This is a genomic window from Streptomyces sp. NPDC057565, assembly GCF_042801455.1.
GTDB lineage: Bacteria > Actinomycetota > Actinomycetes > Streptomycetales > Streptomycetaceae > Streptomyces > Streptomyces yanii.
On record NZ_JBHVFU010000015.1, the window covers coordinates 151,980 to 170,050 of the forward strand.

At 72.3% G+C, this 18,071-nt stretch carries 14 protein-coding genes; 4 read left to right on the forward strand and 10 right to left on the reverse strand.

From position 1 onward, the window contains the following. Position 1 precedes the first annotated feature (1 nt). The 8 genes from ACFU8W_RS25795 to ACFU8W_RS25830 are packed head-to-tail and all read right to left on the reverse strand — an operon-like array spanning position 2 to position 10,240. Entirely contained in the window at positions 2-595 is a 594-nt protein-coding gene (locus ACFU8W_RS25795; protein ID WP_384041529.1) for a TetR/AcrR family transcriptional regulator, read from the reverse strand. Beyond that, the gene (locus tag ACFU8W_RS25800; protein ID WP_384041532.1) at positions 583-1,317 is read right to left on the reverse strand and encodes an enoyl-CoA hydratase family protein; all 735 of its coding nucleotides are present in this window, start codon (positions 1,315-1,317) and stop codon (positions 583-585) included. Before ACFU8W_RS25800 ends, ACFU8W_RS25795 begins: the two co-directional genes overlap by 13 nt. After that, on the reverse strand, positions 1,314-2,939 hold the full coding sequence (locus ACFU8W_RS25805; RefSeq protein WP_384041535.1) for a 4-coumarate--CoA ligase family protein: 1,626 nt from the start codon (positions 2,937-2,939) through the stop codon (positions 1,314-1,316). Before ACFU8W_RS25805 ends, ACFU8W_RS25800 begins: the two co-directional genes overlap by 4 nt. A 46-nt stretch (positions 2,940-2,985) precedes the next feature. After that, on the reverse strand, positions 2,986-4,182 hold the full coding sequence (locus tag ACFU8W_RS25810) for an acyl-CoA dehydrogenase family protein (protein WP_384041538.1): 1,197 nt from the start codon (positions 4,180-4,182) through the stop codon (positions 2,986-2,988). Continuing rightward, positions 4,179-6,131 carry a biotin carboxylase N-terminal domain-containing protein gene (locus ACFU8W_RS25815; protein WP_384041540.1) on the reverse strand — a complete coding sequence of 651 codons (1,953 nt, stop codon included), beginning with the start codon at positions 6,129-6,131 and terminating at the stop codon, positions 4,179-4,181. The genes ACFU8W_RS25810 and ACFU8W_RS25815 overlap by 4 nt, the downstream gene beginning before the upstream one ends. A 7-nt stretch (positions 6,132-6,138) precedes the next feature. Beyond that, complete coding sequence (locus ACFU8W_RS25820; protein WP_384041543.1) at positions 6,139-7,737, reverse strand: acyl-CoA carboxylase subunit beta; 1,599 nt, start codon at positions 7,735-7,737, stop codon at positions 6,139-6,141. Continuing rightward, entirely contained in the window at positions 7,734-9,449 is a 1,716-nt protein-coding gene (locus ACFU8W_RS25825; RefSeq protein WP_384041546.1) for an acyclic terpene utilization AtuA family protein, read from the reverse strand. Before ACFU8W_RS25825 ends, ACFU8W_RS25820 begins: the two co-directional genes overlap by 4 nt. Further along, positions 9,446-10,240, reverse strand: a complete 795-nt coding sequence (locus ACFU8W_RS25830) for a TIGR03084 family metal-binding protein (RefSeq protein ID WP_384041549.1) — start codon at positions 10,238-10,240, stop codon at positions 9,446-9,448. Before ACFU8W_RS25830 ends, ACFU8W_RS25825 begins: the two co-directional genes overlap by 4 nt. Before the next feature lie 133 nt (positions 10,241-10,373). On the opposite strand from ACFU8W_RS25830, the gene ACFU8W_RS25835 reads away from it, so the two are divergent. Continuing rightward, the gene (locus ACFU8W_RS25835) at positions 10,374-11,075 is read left to right on the forward strand and encodes an NUDIX hydrolase (RefSeq protein ID WP_384041552.1); all 702 of its coding nucleotides are present in this window, start codon (positions 10,374-10,376) and stop codon (positions 11,073-11,075) included. A gap of 57 nt (positions 11,076-11,132) precedes the next feature. Next, the gene (locus tag ACFU8W_RS25840) at positions 11,133-11,666 is read left to right on the forward strand and encodes a GNAT family N-acetyltransferase (RefSeq protein WP_384041555.1); all 534 of its coding nucleotides are present in this window, start codon (positions 11,133-11,135) and stop codon (positions 11,664-11,666) included. Here the strand turns inward: ACFU8W_RS25840 and ACFU8W_RS25845 are convergent. Further along, a complete protein-coding gene (locus ACFU8W_RS25845; protein WP_345512182.1) occupies positions 11,663-12,628 on the reverse strand; it encodes an EamA family transporter in 966 nt (321 codons plus the stop codon). The genes ACFU8W_RS25840 and ACFU8W_RS25845 overlap by 4 nt on opposite strands. A gap of 146 nt (positions 12,629-12,774) precedes the next feature. Between ACFU8W_RS25845 and ACFU8W_RS25850 the strand changes: the two genes are divergently transcribed. Beyond that, the gene (locus ACFU8W_RS25850) at positions 12,775-13,665 is read left to right on the forward strand and encodes a LysR family transcriptional regulator (protein WP_384041557.1); all 891 of its coding nucleotides are present in this window, start codon (positions 12,775-12,777) and stop codon (positions 13,663-13,665) included. An 80-nt stretch (positions 13,666-13,745) separates the two neighbouring features. Next, positions 13,746-14,888 carry a serine hydrolase domain-containing protein gene (locus tag ACFU8W_RS25855; RefSeq protein ID WP_384041560.1) on the forward strand — a complete coding sequence of 381 codons (1,143 nt, stop codon included), beginning with the start codon at positions 13,746-13,748 and terminating at the stop codon, positions 14,886-14,888. Positions 14,889-15,058: 170 nt separating this feature from the next. On the opposite strand, the gene ACFU8W_RS25860 is transcribed toward ACFU8W_RS25855, so the two are convergent. Next, the gene (locus ACFU8W_RS25860; protein WP_384041563.1) at positions 15,059-17,884 is read right to left on the reverse strand and encodes an FAD-binding and (Fe-S)-binding domain-containing protein; all 2,826 of its coding nucleotides are present in this window, start codon (positions 17,882-17,884) and stop codon (positions 15,059-15,061) included. Between the last annotated feature and the right edge of the window lie 187 nt (positions 17,885-18,071).

The following is an 18,071-nucleotide window of genomic DNA, read 5'->3' on the forward strand; positions in this document are numbered from 1 at the left end:
GTCAGTCGAGTGCGTCGTCCACCAGCGCCGCCCACTGTGCCACGACCCTCTGACGCCGGGCGGTGTCATCGGTCAGCACGTTGGCCAGCCCGAGGCCGCGGGCCATGTCGAGGAGCCCCTGGACGGTTTCGCGTGCGCCGGGCTTCGTCTCGTCGGCGGCGAGGAGTTCGACGGCGATGCGGTGGGTCTCGCGGCCGACACGGGCTTCGAGTTCGGTGACGCGGGGGCGGAGCTGCGATTCGTTGGACGCGGCGACCCAGAGCTGGAGGGCGGCGCGGAAGAGCGGGCCGGTGTAGAGATCGACGAGGGCTGCGACGACAGCCGTACGGCCCTGGACGGGCAGTGCGCGCAGGGCGGCGGAGCGTTCCTCGGCGACGTATTCGACAGCGGCGGTGAACAGGTCCTCGCGGGTGGGGAAGTGGTGCTGGGCGGCACCTCGGGAGACCCCGGCGTGTTCGGCGACGACGGAGACCGTGGAGCCCGCCCAGCCGTGTTCGGCGAGGCAGGCGACCGCGGCTTCGAGCAGCCGTTGGCGGGTGGCGCGGCTGCGGTCCTGCTTGGGGGTCCTGTCGGTGGGGGGCGTCACAACACCCATGCGGGGTCCCGTCGTTCGAGGAAGGCTGTCATCCCCTCCCGTGCCTCGGCGGAGGCGAAGAGTGCTGCCGAGCGGGCGATGAGGTCTTCGGCGTACTGGTCGAAACTCTCCCGCACAGTAGCTGTGACCAGCTCCTTCGATGCTGCCAGCCCCTGCGGTGAGGCCCGGCGCAGTCCGTCCAGTACGGGTACGAGTGCTTTGTCGACGTCCTCGGCGGCGATGGTGACGAGGGAGATGCGGGCCGCTTCGGTCGCGTCGAACCGTTCTCCGGTGAGGTAGTAGCGGGCGGCGGCCCTGGGGTCGATGCGGGGCAGCAGGGGCATCGAGATCACGGCGGGGGCGAGGCCGAGCCGGGACTCCGTGAGGGCGAAGGTGGAGGCGGGTCCGGCGACAGAGATGTCGCAGGCCGCGAGGAGGCCGAGTCCGCCGGCCCGGACATGTCCGTCGACGCGGGCCACGACCGGTTTGGGCAGGGTCACGATCTGTCGCATCAGGGCGACGAACGCCTCGGGCTCCGGGGGTGCGCCCAGGTCGGCGCCGGCGCAGAACGTGGTGCCGGTGTGGGTGAGGACGACGGCGCGTACGGTCTCGTCCCCGCCGTAGGCGGCGAGCGCTTCGTGGAGTTCGGCGACGAGCCGTGCGGAGAGCGCGTTGCGGTTCGTCGGTGAGTCCAGCCGTACGGTGGCGATCCCGCGCTCGCGGCCGGTGCGGACCGGTTTCATGCCTCTTCCGCCCTCTCGCCGACCTTCTCGTTGGCCTTCTCCCGGTCGCGCAGTTCGCGCCGGAGGATCTTTCCGGAGGTGGCCCTCGGTACGGCGTCGATGAATTCCACCCGCCGGACCTTCTTGTACGGGGCGACGCGCTCGGCGACGTACGCCATGACGTCGTCCGCGGTGAGGTCGGCGGCGGTGACTCCCGACTGCCGGACCAGATACGCCTTGGGGACTTCGTTGCCGTCCGTGTCGTACACCCCGATGACGGCGGCGTCCGCGATCGACGGATGGCCGAGCAGCAGGGCTTCGAGTTCGGCGGGGGCGACCTGGTAGCCCTTGTACTTGATGAGTTCCTTGACCCGGTCGACGACGGACAGCCAGCCGTCGGCGTCGACGCGGCCGATGTCGCCGGTGTGCACCCACCCGTCGGCGTCGATCATGTCGGCGGTGGCGTCGGGCCGGCCGAGGTAGCCCTTCATCACCTGCGGGCCGCGGATGAGCACCTCGCCGTCGGTGTCGATCCCGGCGTCGCGGTCCGGGTCGTCGAGGGAGGCGATGCGCATCTCGGTGCTGGGCAGGAGTTTCCCGACGGCGCCGGCCGGAGGGTTCTCGGCGGCGAGCGGGACGACATGGGTGCCGGGTGAGAGTTCCGTCATGCCGTACGCCTGCCGTACCGGCGGCAGTCCCAGGCGCCGGGAGCAGGCGGCGGCGAGTTCGGCGTCGAGCGGGGCGGCGGCGCTGACGACGTACTCCAGCGACGACAGGTCGTACTGGGCGACGGCCGGGTGCTTGGCGAGGGCCAGCACGATCGGCGGGGCCACGTACAGCCCGCTGATCCGGTGCTTCTCGATCGCGGTGAGGAACTGGACGAGGTCGAAGCGCGGCAGGACGACGACGGTGGCGCCGAGCCGCAGCGGGGCGTTCATCAGAGCGGTGAGCCCGTAGATGTGGAAGAACGGCAGGACGGCCAGGATCCGGTGGCCGGGGTTCATCGGGATGAACGGTCGCAGCTGTTCCAGGTTGGTGGCCATGGAGCGGTGGGTGAGCATCACGCCCTTGGGCGTGCCGGTGGTGCCGGAGGAGTACGGCAGTGCGGCGATGTCCTCCGCCGGGTCGATGGCGATCTGCGGTTCGGGGGCGGTGGAGCCCAGCATGTCGAGGACGGAGGTGTGTCCGTCGGCCCGGTCGCAGAGGAATATCTCCTCGATGCCGCCGACGAGTTCGGCGGCGCGGCGGGCGGTTCCGAGAAGGGCGGAGACGGTGACGATCCACCGGGCGGAGGAGTCGCGGAGTTGTTTGGCGAACTCCTCCGCCGTGGCGAGCGGGTGCACGGTGGTGACGGTCGCGCCTGCCCGGGTGGCTCCGAAGAACACGGCTGGGTAGGCAAGGGTGTTGGGGCTGTGCAGGGCGACGACGTCGCCCTTGCGGACCCCGGCGGCGGCGAGCGCCGCCGCGATCCGCCGGTGGAAGGTGTCGAGCTGCCGGTAGGTGAGGGTGGTGGTGCCGTCGGTGCCGTCGATCAGGGCGACCGTGTCGCCGTGGGTGCCGGCGGCCTGCCCGAGGACCGCGTCATGGATGGGCAGGTCGAGCGGCTGGACGTCTGCGTACTCGCTGCGGAACACGTTCACCATGGCGGGTCCCTTCGATACGGCGGGTGGAGGGACAGGGTCCCTCCTGTCAGTAGGACTTGGGGAGACCCAGGGACTGGTGGGAAACGTAGTTCAGGATCATTTCCCGGCTGACGGGTGCGATCCGGGCGACGCGGGCGGCGGTGATCAGGGACGCGAGCCCGTACTCGCGGGTGAGGCCGTTGCCGCCGAGGGTGTGCACGGCCTGGTCGACGGCCTTCACGCAGGCTTCGGCGGCGGCGTATTTCGCCATGTTCGCGGCTTCGCCCGCGCCGATGTCGTCGCCCTCGTCGTACAGTCTGGCGGCCTTCTGCATCATCAGGCGGGCCAGTTCGAGTTCGATGTGTGCCTGGGCGAGGGGATGGGCGATGGCCTGGTGGGAGCCGATGGGCTCCTTCCACACCTGACGGGTCCGCGCGTACTCGACGGCGCGGCCGAGCGCGTAACGCCCCATGCCGAGAGCGAACGCGGCGGTCATGATGCGTTCGGGGTTCAGTCCGGCGAAGAGCTGGAGCAGACCCGCGTCCTCTCCCCCGCTCCCGGCTTCGCCCGAGCGGGAGGTACCCCCTCCGACGAGGGCGTCGGCGGGCAGCCGCACGTCGTCGAGGACGAGCTCGAACTGCTTCTCCGGCGCTTGGAGTTCCATGTCGATCTGCGAGCGCCGGAAGCCGGGGGCGTCGCGCGGGACGATGAAGAGACAGGGCTTGAGCTTCCCCGTCCTGGCGTCCTCGGTGCGGCCGACGACGAGGGTGGCGTCGGCGATGTCGACGCCGGAGACGAAGACCTTCCGCCCGGTGAGCAGCCAGTCCTCGCCGTCGCGGCGGGCGGTGGTGGTGATGCGGTGGGAGTTGGACCCGGCATCGGGTTCGGTGATGCCGAAGGCCATGATGAGGGAGCCGTCCGCGAGGCCGGGGAGCCACTGCTGCTTCTGGGTGTCGGTGCCGAAGCGGGCGATGACGGTGCCGCAGATCGCCGGGGAGACGACCATCATCAGCAGCGGACAGCCCGCAGCTCCCAATTCCTCCAGGACGATGGAGAGTTCGGCCATGCCACTGCCACCACCGCCGTACTCCTCCGGGAGGTTCACCCCGAGGTAGCCGAGCTTGGCCGCTTCGGTCCACAGTTCGCGGGGGTGGGCTCCGTCGCGCACCACGGAGGTCATGTAGTCGCGCCCGTACCGCTTTCCGAGTGCGGCGACGGCGGCGCGCAGGGCTTGCTGCTCTTCGGTTTCGAGGACGGTACTCATGGGGTCGGTTCCTCCTGAACGACGGCGAGCAGGGCGCCGACCTCCACCTGGAGGCCGGGTGCGGCATGCAGTGCGGTGAGGGTGCCGGAGGCGGGGGCGAGAATGCGGTGTTCCATCTTCATCGCCTCCAGCCAGATCAGCGGCTGCCCCGCCTCGACCGCCGCGCCCGCCACGAGTCCGTCCGCGAGCCGGACGACGGTGCCCGGCATGGGGGCGAGCAGGGAGCCGGGGTCGGTGCGGCCGGTGGGTTCGGTGAAGCGGGGCAGGGCGGTGAAGGTGTACGAGCGGGTGGCGCCGTCCACGTACACCCGGTCGTGGTGGGTGGCGAGGCGGAAACGGTGGGTGACGCCGTCGTCCGTCTCGAGGGTGACGTGCTCGGGGGTGACGGTGAGGATCCGGGCGCCGGGGGCTTCGATCGCGCCGCTGCGGGTGGTGCGGTAGGCGATCTCGTGTTCGGTGCCGTCGGGTTCGCTGCGGTAGCGCCTGGTCTGGGGCTGGGAGGGGACATTGCGCCAGGCGCCGAATCGGGACCCCGTGGCCGGGGTGGATGCCGCCGCGCGGTGGCGAGTGGCGTCGGCGGCGGTTGCGGCGAGGGCGGCGAGGTTCCGGTCCGCGGAGCCGTCGGGGGTGGCGGTGAGGGCGTCCAGGTGGCGTTCGTAGAAGCCGGTGTCGAGGCGGGCGCCGGTGAAGTCGGGGTGGCGCAGGGACCGTACGAGCAGGTCGCGGTTGGTGGCCGGCCCGTGGATGCGGGCGCGCTCCAGGGCGCGGGCGAGGAGCCGGACGGCCTGGGTGCGTGTGGGGGCGTGGGCGATGACCTTGGCGAGCATCGGGTCGTAGTGCACGCCGATGGTGTCGCCGCCGGTGTACCCGGTGTCCAGGCGCAGTCCGGGTTCGTCCGGTACGTCGAGGGTGTGCAGCGGCCCGGTCCTGGGCTGCCAGTCGTGGGCGGGGTCCTCGGCGTAGAGCCGGGCCTCGACGGCGTGCCCGTGCGGGGCGGGGGGTGTGGCGGCCGGGAGGGGTTCGCCTTCGGCGACGGACAGCTGCAGGGCGACGAGGTCGAGTCCGAAGACGGCTTCGGTGACGGGGTGTTCGACCTGGAGGCGGGTGTTCATCTCCAGGAAGCAGGGGCGCCCGTCGGCGGTGACGAGGAACTCGACGGTGCCCGCGCCGCGGTAGCCGACGGCTCGGGCGGCGGCGGTCGCCGCGTCGTGCAGCCGGGTGCGCAGCGCCTCGTCGAGGCCGGGTGCGGGTGCTTCCTCGATGACCTTCTGGTGACGCCGCTGGAGCGAGCAGTCGCGGGTGCCGAGCGCCCATACGGTGCCGTGCTCGTCGGCCATGATCTGGACCTCGACGTGCCGGCCGCGCTCGACGTACGGCTCGGCGAAGACTTCCCCGTCCCCGAAGGCGTTCGCCGCCTCGGCCGTGGCGGCCGCCATCTCGCCGGGCAGCGCGCCCAGTTCCCGTACGACCCGCATCCCGCGCCCGCCGCCACCGGCCGCGGCCTTCAGCAGCAGCGGCAGATCGTCCGCGGTCGCCTTCGCCGGGTCGACGGGGGAGAGCAGCGGCACGTCGGCGGCGGCCATCAGCTCCTTGGCGCGGGTCTTGGACGCCATCATCTCGATGGCCTTGACCGGCGGACCGACCCAGAGGAGGCCGGCGTCCTGCACGGCCCGGGCGAACCCGGCGTTCTCGGAGAGGAACCCGTAGCCGGGGTGCACGGCGTCGGCGCCCGCGGCGAGCGCGGCACGTACGACGAGATCACCGCGCAGATATGTGTCGGCGGGGGCGGCCCCCGGCAGCCGTACGGCCGCGTCCGCCTCCCTGACATGCAGCGCGTCGGCATCCGCGTCGGAGTGCACGGCGACGGTGGCGATGCCCAGGGCGCGGCAGGTCCGGAAGATCCGGCAGGCGATCTCGCCCCGGTTCGCGACGAGCAGAGTGGAGATCATCTGGGCCTCACATCCGGAAGATGCCGAAGCCGCCGCGGGCGCCTTCGACCGGGGCGGTGTGGATCGCGGACAGGCAGATCCCGAGGACGGTCCTGGTGTCGCGCGGGTCGATGACCCCGTCGTCGTACAGCCGCCCGGAGAGGAACATCGGCAGCGACTCGGTCTCGATCTGCTGCTCGACCATGGCGCGGAGTGCGGCGTCGGCCTCGTCGTCGTACGGCCGCCCCTTGGCGGCGGCGGAGGCGCGGGCGACGATGGACAGCACGCCCGCGAGTTGCTGCGGTCCCATGACGGCGGATTTGCTGCCCGGCCAGGCGAAGAGGAAGCGGGGGTCGTAGGCGCGCCCGCACATGCCGTAGTGCCCGGCCCCGTACGAGGCGCCCATCAGGACGGACAGGTGGGGGACCCTGGAGTTCGACACCGCGTTGATCATCATCGCGCCGTGCTTGATGATGCCGCCCTGTTCGTACTCCTTGCCGACCATGTAGCCGGTGGTGTTGTGCAGGAAAAGGAGGGGGATGTCGCGCTGGTTGGCGAGCTGGATGAACTGGGCGGCCTTCTGCGACTCCTCGCTGAACAGCACGCCCTGGGCGTTGGCGAGGATGCCGACGGGGTAGCCGTGCAGCCGGGCCCAGCCGGTGACGAGGCTCGTCCCGTACAGCGGTTTGAACGTGTCGAAGTCCGAGCCGTCGACGAGCCGGGCGATGACCTCGCGCGGATCGAACGGGACCTTGAGATCGTCGGGCACGATGCCGAGGAGCTCCTCCTCGTCGTACTTCGGCGGTTCGGCGGGGCCCGGATCGGCGTGTGCCTTGCGCCAGTTGAGCCGGGCGACGATCCGCCGCGCCTGGCGGAGCGCGTCGTGCTCGTCGACGGCGAAATGGTCGGCGAGCCCGGAGGTGCGGGCGTGCATGTCGGCGCCGCCGAGGGACTCGTCGTCGCTCTCCTCGCCGGTCGCCATCTTCACGAGCGGCGGTCCACCGAGGAAGACCTTGGACTGCTCCTTGATCATGACGGTGTGGTCGGACATGCCGGGGACGTAGGCGCCGCCGGCGGTCGAGTTCCCGAAGACGACCGCCACGGTCGGGATTCCGGCGGCGGAGAGCCGGGTGAGGTCGCGGAACAGCGCACCGCCGGGAATGAAGATCTCCTTCTGGGACGGCAGGTCCGCCCCGCCCGACTCGACGAGACTGATGCACGGAAGACGGTTGGCGAAGGCGATCTCGTTGGCGCGGAGTGCCTTCTTCAGCGTCCAGGGGTTGGAGGCGCCACCGCGTACGGTCGGGTCGTTGGCGGTGATCAGGCACTCCACGCCCTCGACGACGCCGATGCCGGTGACGAGCGAGGCGCCCACCGCGTACTCGCTGCCCCAGGCGGCGAGCGGCGACAGTTCCAGGAACGGGGTGTCGGGGTCGACGAGCAGCTCGATCCGTTCCCGGGCGAGGAGCTTGCCGCGCCCCCGGTGCCGCTCGATGTACTTCTCGCCGCCGCCCGCGAGGGCCTTGGAGTGCTCGGTGTCGAGCTCGGCGAGCTTGGCGAGCATGGCAGCCCGGTGGGCGGCGTATTCGGGGCTCGCGGTGTCGAGCCCGCTGGCCAGGACGGTCATGCGTGCGCCTCCGGTGCGTCGGTGGATTCGAGCAGGTTCACGGGGACGGGGAGGTGCCTGGACCGCAGCCACTCCCCCACCGCCTTGGCCTGCGGATCGAAACGGGCCTGCGCTGCGACGCCATCGCCGAGGAGGCCGTGGACGACGAAGTTCAGGGCGCGGAGGTTCGGCAGGACGTGCCGTACGACGGTCAACTCGGCCGTTTCCGGGAGCAGTTCCTGGAAACGTTCGACGGTGAGCTCATGCGCGAGCCAGCGCCAGGCGTCGTCGGCACGGACCCAGACGCCGACGTTGGCGTCCCCGCCCTTGTCGCCGCTGCGGGCGCCCGCGATGCGGCCGAGGGGGGCGAGCCGGGTGATCCCTGTGGGCAGCGGCTCGGGAAGAGCGGGCTCCTCCACACCCTCAAGTTCCCTCACATGTACCGGTGTTGCCATGTTCTCCCGCCGCCCGTCCGGCAGTACGGCGACGTTGTCGACCTCTCCCGCCGGTACGTACCTCGCCTCGAACACCCCGTAGGGCGCGCCCTTGCCTGGCGGGGCGGTGACATGGAAGCCCGGGTAGCTGCCGAGGGCCAGCTCGATCGCGGCCCCGGAGACGACGCGTCCGACCGCCTCCGGGTCCTGGTCGCGGACGACGAGCCGGAGCAGGGCGCCGGCGGTCTCCTCGGTGTCGGCGTCGGCCCTGTCGGTACGGGCCAGCTCCCACCGCACCTCGTCGGGCTCCTTCCCGGTCCGGGCGAGCGCCTCCGCGAACTGGTCCTGCACCAGCCGGGCCTTGGCCTCGATGTCGAGTCCGGTGAGCACGAAGACGACCTCGTTGCGCCAGCCGCCGATTCGGTTGAGCCCGACCTTGAGCGTGGGCGGCGGGGCCTCGCCGCGCACTCCGGAGATCCGTACGCGGTCCGGTCCCTCCTGCGTCAGCCGTACGGTGTCGAGCCGGGCGGTCACGTCCGGTCCGGCGTACCGGGCGCCTCCGGTCTCGTACAGCAGCTGGGCGGTGACGGTCCCGACGTCGACGACGCCGCCCGTACCGTCGTGCTTGGTGATGACGGACGTCCCGTCGGCGTGGATCTCGGCGAGCGGGAAGCCGGGCCGACGGACGTCGTGGTCGCGGAAGAAGGAGTAGTTCCCGCCGGTCGCCTGGGTTCCGCACTCCAGCACATGCCCGGCGACGAGGGCACCGGCGAGCGCGTCGTGGTCGCCGGGTTCCCAGCCGAAGTGGGCCGCGGCGGGTCCCGTGACGAGGGCGGCGTCGGTGACCCGGCCGGTGACGACGACATCGGCCCCGGCGCGCAGGCAGGCGGCGATGCCCGCGCCCCCGAGGTACGCGTTGGCGGTGAGGAACCCGTCGGGGACGGGCAGGCTGTCGCCCTCGACATGCGCGACGCGCACCGGCACTCCCACCTTCTCCGCCAACTCCCGGACCGCTTCGGCCAGTCCGGCCGGGTTGAGCCCTCCGGCGTTGGCGACGATCTTCACCCCGCGCTCCTGCGCGAGCCCGAGACCCTCTTCGAGCTGGCGCAGGAAGGTGGTGGCGTACCCGCGGTTCGGGTCCCCCAGCCTGCTCCGTCCGAGGATGAGCATGGTCAGCTCGGCGAGATAGTCGCCGGTGAGGACATCGAGGGGGCCACCGGTGAGCATCTCGCGCACGGCGTCGAAGCGGTCGCCGTAGAACCCGGAGGCGTTCCCGATCCGCAGCGGCGCGGCGGTCACCGTGCACCGCCCTTGGGCGCACGGCCGGGACCGGGCGGCCCGGCGAAGGCCTGTGCGATGTCGAGCCACTGGTCGGCGTCGGCCCCGACGGCGCGCACGGCCAGGTCGAGACGGTGGGCGCGCTGGGTGACGAGCAGACAGAAGTCGTACAGCGGCCCGGTGACACGCTGCGCGGCACCCTCGGGCCCATAGGCGATCAACTCTCCGCCGGGCGCCACCAGTTCGACCCGGAACTCCTCGCCGGGCGGCTCGATACCTCGCGCGAGGAACGCGTAGTCACGGGCCCGCACCCCGATCCGGGCGACGTGCCGCAGCCGGGCGGTCGGGCCGCGTACGACGCCGAGGGCGTCGGCGATGTCCTGCCCGTGGGCCCAGGTCTCCATGAGTCGCGCGGTCGCCATGGACGCGACGCTCATGGGCGGCCCGTACCACGGGATGCGGGTACCGGGCGGGGCGTCGCGCAGGGCGCGCCCGAGCCGCTCACGCCCGTCGCGCCAGCGCGCGAGCAGCGCGGCCGGCTCCACGGCGACAAGCTCCTCGGCAGCCTGATCGACAAAGCTGTCGGGGGCTGCCTGGGCCTTGGCCACCTCCACCGCGAAGGCGTCCGGATCGGTGACGGCGAGCCGGGCGACCTCGTCGGTCCAGGTCAGATGGGCGATCTGATGGGCGACGCTCCAGCCTGCGGCGGGGGTCGGCCCGGCCCATTGATCGCCGCTCAACTCCGCGACGAGCGTGTCCAGTTCATCACTCTCGTTGCGCAGATCGTCGAGCACGGCTGCGGCGTCGGACACGGTGCGCTCCCCTCGGGGCGTGGCGGTGTGCCCAGGAGCATGTCAGCGGACCAGGAAACAAGCAAGCATGCTTGCATTAATTGCTGCGTCCGCCTCCAGCGGCGGTCCGGGACCCGGCTGCTAGCCTCCGCCGATGGCTGACGAACCTCGCACCACGGGCGTGCGTTTCGACGACAACAGGCTTGTCCTGGAGCGGTATCGGGACGAGAGCGGCATCTACTACACCTTCCCGGGCGATGGCCGGGCCGCCGCCGGACCATCCGTCGCCCTGTCCCTGACCGAGGCACTGCACGCCCGGATCCGTCCGGTCGGCACGGCGGAGAAGGTCCTCCGCGCCTGGTCGCAAGGATCGCTCCCGCAGGGCGCGGTCGCCCTGGACGACCCGACCACAGCCACGCCGAGCCGGGTCCGCGGCGGAGCGATCGTCATCCGTGACCGGCGGATGCTGCTGATCCGCACGCCGGAGCGCCACTACGAGATCCCGGGCGGCGGGGTCGAGACCGGTGAGACACCGGAGGTGGCGGCGGTACGCGAACTGCGGGAGGAGACCGGCCTGCGCGGGACGGTCGTGCGCGAGGTGGCCCGGATCTGGCGGAACGGCAACCGCGGCCACTACTTCACGATGGAGGCCGAGGGCGAGGTGGGCGCACCCGAGACGCTGGACAACTACGGCGGCGTCCCGGCGTGGGTTCCCGTATCCGAGCTGCCCACCACGCCGCTGTGGCCCCGTCGCCTGTCCTGGCGGATCGCCCACTGGCACACCGTCGGCTGGCCGGCGCCTCCGGCGGAACTCGCCGACTCCGTGGGGGACCTGCATGCGGCCTGCGCGTGGTGAGGGCGAGGACCGGAGACCTGGATCCGGGGCGTCACGGCTGCGTACGAGGATCAAGGAATGGGTGAAGTGGAGATCCGCCGCCGCGGTGACGGCGACATGGCGGCGTGCCTGGCTGCCCTGGCCACCGTGCACGAGGCGGACCGGTACCCGGCACAGTGGCCGGCCGACCCGGCGGGCTGGCTGAACCCTCGCGGCTTGATCGATGCCTGGGTGGCCGTGGACGGTACGACCGTGCTGGGGCATGTGGCGCTCACGCGTACCGAGGCGTCCCTGGCCAGGTACATCGGCCTGCCCGCGGAGCAACTGGTCTCGGTCGCACGGCTGTTCTCGCACGCCCGCGCCCGTCGCCGTGGCGTGGCTGGCGCCCTGCTCGACTCGGTGAGAGAAGCAGCGGAAGCCTCCGGTGTGCGTCCCGCGCTCGAGGTCGAGGACGGCGGTGCGGCCGCCATCGCCCTCTATGAGCGCCACGGGTGGACGTACGTGAGCAGTCGCAACGGCGACTGGACCACGGCCGACGGGCGTCCGGCGCGGATGCATGCGTATGTGGCGCCGGTCGGCCCGACGCCGCAGCCGGACACGGAGAGGCCCTAGTCGTTCGCCTTCCTGCGGCGGGCGCCGCCGACCTGGCTGCGGACCGCGCCCATGCTCGCCCCGATGACCAGGGCGATGGCGAGCGCGTCGGTGGCCGTCAGCGCCTGGTCGAGGATCAGGAATCCGGCCGTCGCCGCGATGGCCGGTTCCAGACTCATCAGTACCGCGAATGTCGGCGCGGGCAGCCGGCGCAGCGCCATCAGTTCCAGCGTGTACGGCAGCACCGAGCTCATCAGGGCCACCGCCGCGCCCATCGCGAGCGTCGACGGGACCGCGAGCTTCGCGCCCGACTCCAGGATGCCCAGCGGGAGCGACAGGACCGCGGCGACCGTCATCGCCAGGGCCAGGCCGTCGGCCTGAGGGAAGCGGCGGCCGGTGCGGGCACTGAAGACGATGTACGCCGCCCACATCGCCCCGGCACCGAGCGCGAACGCCGCGCCGACCGGGTCCAGACGGTCGAAGCCGCCACCACCCAGCAGGAACACCCCGCCCAGCGCGAGCCCCGCCCAGACAAGATTGATCAGCCGACGGGAGGCGGCGACCGAGAGCGCGAGGGGGCCGAGCACCTCCAGGGTGACGGCCGCGCCCAGCGGGATGCGGTCGAGCGCTTGGTAGAAGAGCATGTTCATGGCGCCCATCGCGACGCCGAACGCGACCACTGTCCCCCAGTCGGACCGTGAGTGGCCGCGCCACTTCGGGCGGCAGACGATCAGCAGGACGACCGCGGCGACGGCCAGCCGGAGCGTGACCACGCCGAGCGCGCCCGCCCGCGGCATCAGGAGCGCCGCGACCGCCGAGCCGAACTGGACGGAGAGTCCGCCCGCGACCACCAGCGCCACCGGAGCGAGCGCCGCCCTGCGGCCGCCCGGTCGTGCGGGACCCGTCCCGTCGAGGGCGGACACCGCCTCCGGTACGGCGACGGCTGCTGCGGCCGGCTCCACGGCACTGCGCTGGTCATTCACGGGTGGCCTTCATCCTCGAAGAGTTCAATGTGTTGCACTTCGCAATTGAAGATACTGCACTCCTGCGGTGCGGCTCGTTTCTTCACCGTAGAGACGTCCGCGCGGCGCGTGAAATGCCGATTGCGCTCTCGTTATGCTCCACACGCATGAGCACAGGACAGGGCCCCGTCCGCACCGTCGAGCTGCGTCATCTACGGGCCTTCCTCGCCGTCGCGGAAGCGGGCAACGTCACACGCGCCGCAGCCGCGCTCCGGCTCACCCAGCCCGCCGTCTCCCGCACCCTCGCCGCCCTGGAGCAGCACCTCGGCGTCCGGCTCGTCGACCGCTCCACCCATCACCTCTCCCTCACCCCCGAGGGCGTCGTCTTCCGTGACAAGGCCGCCGCGGCGGTCGCCGCCTTCGACGAGGCCGTCGACCCCGGTGGGCTGCGCCACTGGCCGCTGCGGCTCGGACACGCCTGGTCGGCGCTGGGCCCCTACACCACACCGCTGCTCCGCAGCTGGCAGCAGCGGCACCCGGAGACGCCCCTCGAACTGCTGCGGATCGACGACCGCACCGCCGGGCTCACCCGCGGCGAGGTCGACGCGGCGCTGCTGCGCGGACCCGTCGACGCGCCGGGACTCGTCACCGAGGTGCTGTTGAGCGAGGACCGGGTGGCGGCGGTGACCGCGGACGGGCCGCTCGCCGCGCACGCCACGCTCCGTCTCGCCGATCTCGCGGGCGGGCCGATCGTCCTGAACACCGTCTCCGGCACCACCACCGTCGACCTGTGGCCACGTGGTGCCCGGCCCGCCGCCACCGTCACCGTCGCCAACACCGACGACTGGCTGACCGCCATCGCGGCCGGGCGCGGATCCGGGGTGTCGGCCGCCTCCACCGCCGACATGCATCCGCACGCGGGGGTCGCCTACCGCCCGCTCGTCGACGCCCCGGCCGTCCCGCTGCTCCTCGCCCGGCGCGACGCCCCGGGCCACCCGGCGCTGCCCGAACTCGCCTCGCTGGCCCACGAGATCATCGGGCGGAACATCGCCCCGTGAAGGAATGCCCGGGTGGTGCCGTGCGGTTGGGGTGCTCCGAACGCCGTGCGAGGGCCGGTCATCACCTGAGGGAAGCAACCATGACGTACGACGAGATCACCGTGCACGGAACCGTCGCACCCGGCTTCGAAGGCGTACGGGACGCCTACGCCGCCGTGCTCGCCGAGGACAGCACCGAGCCCGGGTCCCAGCTCGCGGTGCGGGTGCACGGCCGGACGGTCGTCGATCTCTGGGCCGGGGACGGGATCGACGCCGATTCGATGCCCGCCGTGTACTCGTCGACCAAGGGCGCCGCCCATCTGGTCGTCGCCCTGCTGGTCCAGGAGGGTGTCCTGGACCTGGACCGCACCGTCGCCTCGTACTGGCCCGAGTTCGCCGCGGGAGGCACGGACGCGCTGACGCTGCGGGAGCTGCTCGCGCACCGTTCCGGGCTGATCGGTGTGGACGGCGGCTTCCCGGAGGACGTGCTGGCCGACGACCGGCAGGTCGCCGCGCGGCTGGCCGCGCAGGCACCGTACTGGGAGCCCGGCACGGCATACGGGTACCACGGCCTGATCGGCGCACTCACCGGCGAAGTGGTCCGCCGGGTCACCGGGCGGTCGATCCAGGAACTCTTCGAGGAGCGGATCCGGGTCCCGTACGGACTTGACCTCCATCTGGGGCAGCCCGAGGCGCTCGAACCGCGCTATGTGCCGATCCGGCCGATGCAGCCCACCGACGAGCAGGCGGCCGCGCCGGCGGCGGCACCCGAGGATCCGCGGAGCCTCGCGTCGATCGCGTTCAACCGCCCGACCGACCTGGTCGCCTGGATCAACCGGCCGTCCGTGCGGGCGCTCGGACCGGCCTCGGCCGGTGGTGTGGGGTCGGCGCGCGGGCTGGCCGGGATGTACGCGGCCGCCATCTCCGAGGTGGACGGCCGCGCACCGCTGCTGAAGCCGCAGACGCTGGCCGAGTTCGCCCGGCTGCACTGGGCCGGCACCGACCTGGTGACCGGGGAGGAGGACCACTTCGGGCTGGGCTTCGAGCGGCCGTCGGTCCGGTATCCGTCGCTGAGCGAGTCGGCTTTCGGGCACTGCGGGGCGGCGGGCTCGCAGGCGTTCGCCGATCCGGCCAGTGGGCTGGCGTACGGCTACACACGCCGTCGGTACGCCTTCCCGGGCGGGGCGGCTCCGGAGAACGAGCGGCTGGTGGCGGCGGTGGCGCGGGCGGTCGAGGCGGGCTGAGGCGGGTGCCTCCGGCGGGTGGCGAGGGTGGTGGAGCGTCCGGGTGGGGCGGGGATGCCTGTTCCCCCCTTCCGAACCCGGGGCGCCGTCCCCGGCCCTGCTGCTCGATCGCCGCAGGGGCTTGATCGAGAGGAGCTCAGGCGCCGCAGGGGGTGGAGCGGACGCTCGGGTCAGTTGCCGCAGCGGTGGGCAGCGGGCCCGTCCAGTCCCTCCGCCAGCAGCTCCGCCAGGTGCCTCGCCCGCACACCCGCCAGCTGTGCCAGCTGGGTCCGGCACGAGAAACCGTCCGCCAGGATGTCCGTGCCGGGTTCCGCACCTCGTACCGACGGCAGCAGTTGCTCCTCCGCGCACGCCACCGACACGTCCCAGTGGCCCCGCTCGAAACCGAAGTTCCCCGCAAGACCGCAGCACCCTCCACTCAACTCCCCTTCCAAACCAGCTCGTTCGCGCAGCCGGCGTTCGGCCGCATCACCGAGGACCGCGTGCTGGTGGCAGTGGGTCTGGCCGGCGACCCGGCGGTTCAGGCGCGGCGGCTGCCAGTCGGGGGCGTACTCCTCCAGGTACTGAGCCAACGTCCGCACCGAACCAGCGAGTTCGGCGGCGCGGGGATCGTCGGGGAGGAGTTCCGGCAGATCCGTACGGAGGGTGGCGGCGCAGCTCGGTTCGAGGACGACGAGCGGGTCGCCGAGGGAGAACCCCATTCGGTCGAGGGTGCGGCGCATGACCCTGCGGGCCTTGTCCAGTTGGCCCGTCGATACGTAGGTGAGTCCGCAGCACACGCGCCGTTCCGGGTACAGGGCTGTCCGACCCGCAGCCTCCAGGACCCGGACGGCCGCCTTCCCGACCTCCGGGGAGAGGTGGTTGGTGAAGGTGTCCGGCCAGACGGTCACCACCTGATCGGTCGACAGGATCACCGTCCCGCGGCCTCTGCGCTTTCGGGCCCACCGGGTGAACGTCTCCCCCGCCAGCACCGGAATCGTCCGCTCCGCAGTGATGCCCGCCATTCGCTTCGCCGGTACGGCCAACGGGCCGATCCGGGCGAGCGCGTTCAGCACGGGCGCGACCGGGGCCGCGAGCCGCAGCCACTGCGGCAGCCGGCCCATCACGTAGTGGGAGGCGGGCCGCAGCCGCCCCCGGTAGTGGTGGTGCAGGAACTCCGCCTTGTACGTGGCCATGTCCACGCCCACCGGGCAGTCGCTGCGGCACCCCTTGCAGGAGAGGCAGAGGTCGAGCGCGTCCCGCACCTCATTCGACCTCCAGCCGTCCGTGACGACCTCACCGGCGAGCATCTCGTGCAGCAGGCGGGCCCGGCCGCGGGTGGAGTGGGCCTCCTCGCCGGTCGCCCGGAAGGACGGGCACATCACGTCCGTTCCCGCCGGCTGCGCCGTACGGCATTTCGCGACGCCGACACATCGTCGTACGGCCGCCGTGAAGTCGCCGCCGTCGTGCGGGTAGCCGAAGGTGACGTCCACGGGGCGTTTCGGCAGGACGTCGAAGCGGATGTTCTCGTCGAGGCGGGCGGGGCGGGCGAGGATGCCGGGGTTCATTCCGCCGTCCGGATCCCAGAGGTCCTTGAACCGGCCGAAGAGCGCGACGAGTTCGTCCCCGTACATCCGGGGCAGCAGCTCGGCCCGCGCCTGCCCGTCGCCGTGTTCGCCGCTCAGCGAGCCGCCGTGCGCGACGACGAGCGCGGCGAGCTCCTCGGAGAAGCGGCGGAAGCGGGCCAGACCGTCGCCGCTCAGCAGGTCGAAGTCGATCCGCACGTGGATGCAGCCGTCGCCGAAGTGCCCGTACGGCGTGCCGCGCAGCCCGTGTGCGGTGAGCAGGGCGCGGAAGTCACGCAGATACGGGCCGAGGCGGGCGGGCGGTACGGCGCAGTCCTCCCAGCCGGGCCAGGCCTCGCTGCCGTCCTGCATCCGGGTTGCGGTGCCGGACGCGTCCTCCCGGATGCGCCACAGGGCCCGCTGTCCGGCCGCGTCGGTGACGACGGCCCCGTCCACCGCGTCGGCAACCCGCAGGATCCGCTCGGCGTGCGCCCGCGCCTCGGCCGGGGTGTCCCCGCCCGTCTCGACGAAGAGCCAGGCTCCGCCGCGCGGCAGCCCGGCCGGTTCCCGTACGAGATCGGCGGCCATGCCCTCGACCGTCAGAGGGCGGTACGGGAGGAGGCCGGGGGCGGCTTCGGCGGCCGCGGCCTCGTCGGCGTAACCGAGTACGGCGAGGGCGCGGGATCCGGGCGCCTCGACCAGTCGCACGGTCGCCTCCGTCATCACACCGAGCGTGCCTTCGCTGCCGCAGAAGGCGCGGGCCAGGTCCGGGCCGCACTCGGGGAGCAGGGCATCGAGGGCGTATCCGGAGATGCGGCGCGGGAGTTCGGGGAAGCCGGTGCGGAGGAGGGCGAGGTGGGAGCCGACCAGTTCGCGCAGGCCGGCGGGGGCGCCGTCCCACCTCCCCCGGGCGAGCCGGAGCGTGTCGCCGCCGTAGCGGGCGACGGTCAGTGCGTGGACGTTGTCGGCGGTGGTGCCCCAGGCCACCGAGTGGGAGCCGCAGGCGTTGTTGCCGATCATCCCGCCGAGCGTGCACCGGCTGTGCGTGGACGGGTCGGGGCCGAAGGTGAGGCCGTGGGGTGCGGCCGCGGCGCGCAGGTCGTCCAGGACCACGCCCGGCTGGACGACGGCCGTCCGGGACGCGGCGTCCAGGTCGACGATCTTCCCCAGGTGGCGGGTGAGGTCGAGGACCACACCGGTGCCGGTGGCCTGCCCGGCGATGGAGGTGCCGCCGCCACGGGGCACGACGGGCACCGCGTGCGCACGGCAGACGGCGAGCGCGGCGGCGACGTCGTCGGCGTCGCGCGGGGCGACGACCCCGAGCGGCACCCGGCGGTAGTTGGAGGCGTCCATCGTCATCAGCGCCCGCGCGGTGGTGCCGAACTCCACCTCGCCGCGCACGGCACTGCCGAGGGCCCGCACAAGAGCGGTCCGGTCCTGTCGTTCAGCCATGGGCCCAGGATGCCGTTGGTCGGGGCGCTGAGCCCCGCGGTCCCCTCGCGTTTCCCCCGAATACGTCAATCCGTCGGAATACGTCGGATGCGTAAGGGCTGTCCCGTAATCCCTGGCGGAACAGCGCGCGGCGTCAGATGCGGTGCATCGCAAGGCGGAGGAGCGTCCTCATACTGGGCGTATTCGG